The sequence below is a fragment of the Pseudidiomarina fusca genome (assembly GCF_032227045.1).
GTDB classification, from domain to species: Bacteria; Pseudomonadota; Gammaproteobacteria; order Enterobacterales; family Alteromonadaceae; genus Pseudidiomarina; species Pseudidiomarina fusca.
This window is the reverse complement of the sequence record NZ_JANFPJ010000041.1, coordinates 1-400: the sequence shown is the minus strand read 5'-3', so window position 1 is coordinate 400 and position 400 is coordinate 1. Positions and strand designations below refer to the sequence as shown.

Sequence of the window (400 nt, the reverse complement as noted above, 5' to 3'; positions counted from 1 at the left end):
ACTTGCCCTTAATCCTACTGGTTACTGGCTTTCAGCTCGCTTGGGCATTCGGGGTAGATGTCCGGTCTTAACTGGGATCGGGTTACCTGTCCTTGCGTAGCTTGTTCGATGGGTAAAACGAATTCAGCGGGAACACGCCCTGATTTATTCAACCAAAACCAGACGTTTTGCTGTTTTGAGTTGATGGCTCGTGCTAATGCTGATTGCCCGCCGACCAAGTCAATGGCACGGCGGAGATGTTTTTGTGTCGTGTTGAACACTTCCATACCGTCTCCTGTTACAATAATAACTGTTACAAGATTGAATGTTACAGTTTAAACTGTAGATAAGTCAACAGTTAAAATTGTTGAAAGGCTACAGTTTTATTTGTAGAATACGGGCTTATGAAAACTTTATCCGA

General features: G+C 43.5%; 1 protein-coding gene. It reads right to left on the bottom strand.

What is annotated here, in order from left to right:
- Window positions 1-14 precede the first annotated feature (14 nt).
- On the bottom strand, window positions 15-266 hold the full coding sequence (locus tag NOG12_RS12210; RefSeq protein WP_000451746.1) for a helix-turn-helix domain-containing protein: 252 nt from the start codon (window positions 264-266) through the stop codon (window positions 15-17).
- Between the last annotated feature and the right edge of the window lie 134 nt (window positions 267-400).